Here is a 4,895-nt window from a genome sequence, read left to right as displayed (position 1 = left end):
GGCGGCAAGACAGGATGCTTCGCGTTGTGGACAAATGAATTATTCCGAGAACTCTCGCACAACTCTTTCGTATTTTGTAGGAGTCTCTCGAATGAACTCGTCGTTTGTTTGAGAGTGCCCCTGATTCGGCACAGCAGCAGGCAAGGTGTTGCTGTGCCGTTTTCGATTTAGAGATGGATTTCCAGGCATTCGAAAAAAACAAATTTTTGTTTCACTCCGCACCAGCATTGATTTCTTGGAGTGCAATTTTTAGCCGAACCAAGTGGGTAGCAATCTCTGAGAGTAAACTACACACCATAAGCAACCCCCCGGCAATAAGAATCATTTGCCCAAACAATGGCATAAAAAAAGAGATTGTCACCATAAGCATGCCGAGCGTAAAAACTAATCGCTGGAGCAATGTTGGCTGATTTTTCTTTTGCGCACGTTCAATTCTCTTCCAATCCTGATCGCTTTTTATTTGTTTTCTTTTTTCCTCAATGACCACTCTTTCATGTTGCGGATGATCTACCTGCTGTTTTTTTTTCTGTGGCCGGGCGTCAACCAACGCCGCCTTATCTCGTGCTTTTGATTTCTGCAAACTTTCCTTTTCGAGAATCCGCTCTCGGATTTGATGAGTAAGGGCCTTATCAAAAGTAAGCTTTGTTAAACAATTTGGACATGTCTCTCCGGCGAGTACATCGGCCTCACTTGTTCCCAACTGTTCTTTACAAGATGGGCACGCAAAATGAAGCACCACACCACCCAGAAGTTTGTTTTTTATTTGCACTGAACGAATAATCGCTTGTCCGCCCATGCTTATACCCCGTATCTCAGTGAGTTAAGTGTCAGTCAAAACAAGAAATTGAACGACTCTGCTAGCCTTTCAAAAACCGTAGATCAGGGAGTAGTGAACGAAGACGTTCATACGGCAAAACTCTGCCGCAAATTTGGTCTTATCGCATAAACTTCCCGGCAACACCGACCTACATGTAGTCATTGTGGGTGGTACACCCACCCTTGTCAACGACCGGTAGTCTGAATGAAGATTACGGCACCATCCGGTTCTCATAACGGCAGAAATTCCATCGCCCCAACTCGGATAGCTATCCGACGTACTTACCTTCTGCCTCGCTAACCCAAAAATGTGTGATGAGCCGCCGCACAATTGTTTCATTCTAGAACCCGAACAACGCCGCTTTGCTTCCCCCATCTGGGGTGTAATATAACTCTTCCGGAAGGGAGCCGTGTTATGCGTTTGGGAACCTTTATCGTATTGGTTTTATGGTGCTTCACCAGCGGTTGTAGTGACGACCTGACAGAGGACACCAATACGATTTCATCACTGATGGTGTGGAAAGCTGAAAAGTTAGTTCGGCAATATCAAGGCGATGAACTTTCACTTAATGGCTTAACAACCTTAACTCGCAGTCAGGCTGAGGCGTTAGCACAACATGAAGGATTTCTCATCCTTGATGGCCTCACGAACCTGCCGCCAGATATTGCTGATGCTCTGGCACAACATAACGGCCCAGTATCTCTGGATGGTCTCACCAATCTCACACCAGATACCGCTCAAGCTCTGGCTAGAGGGAAAAACTTTTTAAGCCTTGATGGTCTCACTACCCTGGCACCAAATGTGGCTGATGCGCTGGCTCAACATAGCAGCAGTTTATCTCTTGATGGACTAACCGAAATAGTTAGCGTTTTACTTGCAGAGAAACTTGTAAAGCAAAATGATCATAACCTTGATTTAAGTGGCCTGAGGAAACTTTCAGCAGAAGTGGCTGTAGAGCTAGCCCGACATGAAGGCACTTTATATCTGAATGGACTCACGGCGCTTCCACCAGATGTGGCTACTATTCTAGCACGGCATGAAGGCACTTTATCCCTGAATGGCCTGACGGAAATAACAAGTATTCTACTTGCAGAAAAACTTGCAGAACAAAAAACTCGAAGCCTTTCTTTGGATGGCCTAATTAGAATCTCACAAGAAGTGGCTTCTTCGTTAGCACAATATGAAGGAGAATTATCTCTGGAGGGCCTCACTACACTGTCACCAGTAGTCTCGTTAGAACTATCGCGGCATGAAGGTTATTTATCTCTCAGTGGCCTCACTACGCTGACGTACCAAGTCGCTGAATCGTTATCACGGCATAAAGGAATGTTATGTCTAAACGGCATCACCACTTTGCCACCTAACCTGGCTGCGTTGTTAGCGACGCATCAAGGTGATAAACTTTTTATGGATCATTTACAGGACCTTCAAGATGGACAGTTGGCTGCAAAATTAGCGGACAGCTGGGCACTCTGGCCCCCCAATGAGCCCGATAGCGCACTTGGCCCAATGCTATTCGACAGCCTACAAACAATAAGCGAGGAGGCTGCCGCTGAGATCGTCAAACGGAAAACTGTCTTACTGCTCAACGGCCTGAAATCCCTCACCCCACCACTAGCGAAAATACTCGCAACGCATGAAGGAACACTTAATCTATCCGGAATCGAGGAGATCAATGCAGAGACTGCTGAAGCTCTAAGTCAACACACCGGATTACTTCATCTAACAGGCTTACTCAACATTACGAATACGCGTGTAGCAAAAGCTCTTGCTGAACATAGGCGGTGTATTTTATTGAGTCCAACGGTTCATATGACCGGTGCAGCAAGAGAAATCTTCAATGAATCGCCGCAGATAGTTGGGTACGGCTACGGATCAAGTCAAATGAGCCATGCATTGGTTGAAGCGTACTTTCGAATGGCTTCTGGTGTAGCACGAGAAAATATTGAGTGGAGCAAGAAAGAGTTGAATAGACATAAAAATATAGAGGGCTACGACACCACACGGGCGGAGCGTAGATATGCGAATGAAAAAAGAAAATTAACAGCCATGATTGAAGAATACGATGCCCTTGCTGACTACTGGGGAGGTGATTCTAGGAGCTATTACTCGATGCCAACAGATTCAGCTTTCGTACTGCTTGATGAGGCTGGCCTATTTCAGGTTTCCTATCAATTTGAGAAGCGTCTGCAGGATGGCAATGAGTACGATGACCTTTACCAACGAATAGGTGATGGATTTGCTGTGCTGGATAACATTGGAACTACTGCGCCAGCAATAATCTCAGTTTGGCAACCATACCGTTCGTCAGACTCTCCTGGGTTGAATCCGCCTATCATCGAAAGCAACTTTGCAATTAAAGAACTCACGGCACGAATATTAGAATTAAAGTACGCGGAGGTAAGAGAAGAAAAGTGAGATGCGTTCAGGCTAATCAAAACCCAAAACGCTCTGTCTCACACGCAAAATTCTGATTGCTAAACTGCCTTGGTAAACAGTCTCAAATGCCCACCATACCGCGGATCTTTAAAACGTAGAATACGATGACTATGTTCAGGGCCGTAATTTCTGCAAAGAAAGCCCCCAATCTATTAACCCAAATACCAGAGGTCAAGGAAGTCATTTTCTGTCACGATACTTTTCAGGCAACCTTATAAAAGGTTTTGAATTCAAGATTTCATGGACTTCTTCATCGATTGAAGTCAGCCCACTGAGATCCAAGACCGCTCCCTGAAACTTTGTAAAGTGCTGCGCAACGTTCACGTCGATTGTCGTTAGGCCGCGAAGCTGCATATATTCTCCTACAAATTTTGCCAATTCTTGAGCCACGTCCCGTTCAATAGACGTCACTCTATTCAGGGAAATCCCTGTTTTTTGCGAAGCGACTAATTTCTTTGCTAAATCTTTATCGATCCACGTGAGCCTTTCGAATGACACTGCGCCGCTGACGTGGGACAACTCCTGAGCAACGTCTTTGTCGACTGTCGTTAGGCCATCAAGATTGAGCGTCACACCTTGAAACCACCGAAGTTCACGAGCCACGTTTTTATCTATGGAAGCCAGGCCAGCAAGGATTAGAGTTCCTCTAAAATTCTTCAATTCTTTCGCGGTTGAATTGTCTATCGAAATCAGACCCCGCAGGTCCAAAATGGGAGTATCTCGCGCCCCCCCAAACCTTCTAGGACTAAAACTTGCTAAAGCGGCAGCTACTTCTTCATCGATTGAAGTCAAGCCTCGAAGGCATAATCTATTGCCTCTAATATTTGCCAATTGTCTCGCCACTTCCGCAGTAATTGAAGTTAGTCCGTTAAGAGACAGCCTCGCTCTGAGACGCCCTAGCTCACGTGCGACATGAATATCAATCGAGGCAAGGCCATCAAGATACAAAAAATCATGACACACAAAATTTTTTGGATTAGATTTATACTTTGCCAATTCCTTTGCGGTGTCTTGATCAATCGAAGTCAAACCGTCAAGGAATAGTTCCTGTGAACGCGACTTCGCCAACTGCCGAGCAACATATTTATCGATCGACGTCAGGCCAGAAAGCTTCAAGCTGTAGCCTCTATAACGCGATATCCCAGCGCTTGCTTGGGAAGCAGTTAAAGATTCAATCGATTCTGTCGGTTCTTTAAAACCCTGAGAACAGCCACAACAAAGAACTAAACCGGCAACCATTAACAAACGCATGGCAGAAACTCTTTAACCTGCGGTCCGCTGCGAATTACGTAGTCCATCAACCAACACTTCCAAACAATTACAACTGAGAGGCTTTCGGTCAGAAACGATTTTTATCTCTGTTGAAATCCACCCACCCTAACACGCTGTAAGCCTCGCATAAATGAGAACAACACAGACAGATAAAACAGGAATGAAATTAGACTAAGTAGGTTTTGGGACATTTTTTGCTGGAAATTTGGGCAGGAAAAATCCGGCAAAGTATGCGAACCCAATACATCTAGCACCTGATATACAAGAACTAAATGAAGAGTCGGGGCGACAGGACTTGAACCTGCGACCTTTCGGCCCCCAGCCGCCTATGGCTCCTTGCTGCTAAAAAACAAAAACCACTTGGTTA

The 4,895-nt window shown here is 45.4% G+C and carries 3 protein-coding genes; 1 reads left to right on the top strand and 2 read right to left on the bottom strand.

Going from position 1 to position 4,895, the window contains the following annotated elements; translation table 11 throughout:
• Positions 1-211 precede the first annotated feature (211 nt).
• Positions 212-796, bottom strand: coding sequence for a hypothetical protein (locus ABGY95_RS09305; RefSeq protein ID WP_347441402.1), 585 nt, complete (start codon positions 794-796; stop codon positions 212-214).
• 435 nt (positions 797-1,231) lie between these two features.
• On the opposite strand from ABGY95_RS09305, the gene ABGY95_RS09300 reads away from it, so the two are divergent.
• Positions 1,232-3,235: a hypothetical protein gene (locus tag ABGY95_RS09300; RefSeq protein WP_347441401.1), complete on the top strand. Its 2,004-nt coding sequence runs from the start codon at positions 1,232-1,234 to the stop codon at positions 3,233-3,235.
• Positions 3,236-3,436: 201 nt separating this feature from the next.
• Here the strand turns inward: ABGY95_RS09300 and ABGY95_RS09295 are convergent, their stop codons facing one another.
• Positions 3,437-4,507: a hypothetical protein gene (locus ABGY95_RS09295; RefSeq protein WP_347441400.1), complete on the bottom strand. Its 1,071-nt coding sequence runs from the start codon at positions 4,505-4,507 to the stop codon at positions 3,437-3,439.
• Between the last annotated feature and the right edge of the window lie 388 nt (positions 4,508-4,895).

The sequence above is a fragment of the Rubritalea sp. genome (assembly GCF_039830215.1).
Lineage (GTDB): Bacteria > Verrucomicrobiota > Verrucomicrobiia > Verrucomicrobiales > Akkermansiaceae > Rubritalea.
The sequence above is the reverse complement of the archived record's forward strand: the minus strand, read 5'-3'. Positions and strand labels throughout refer to the sequence as shown.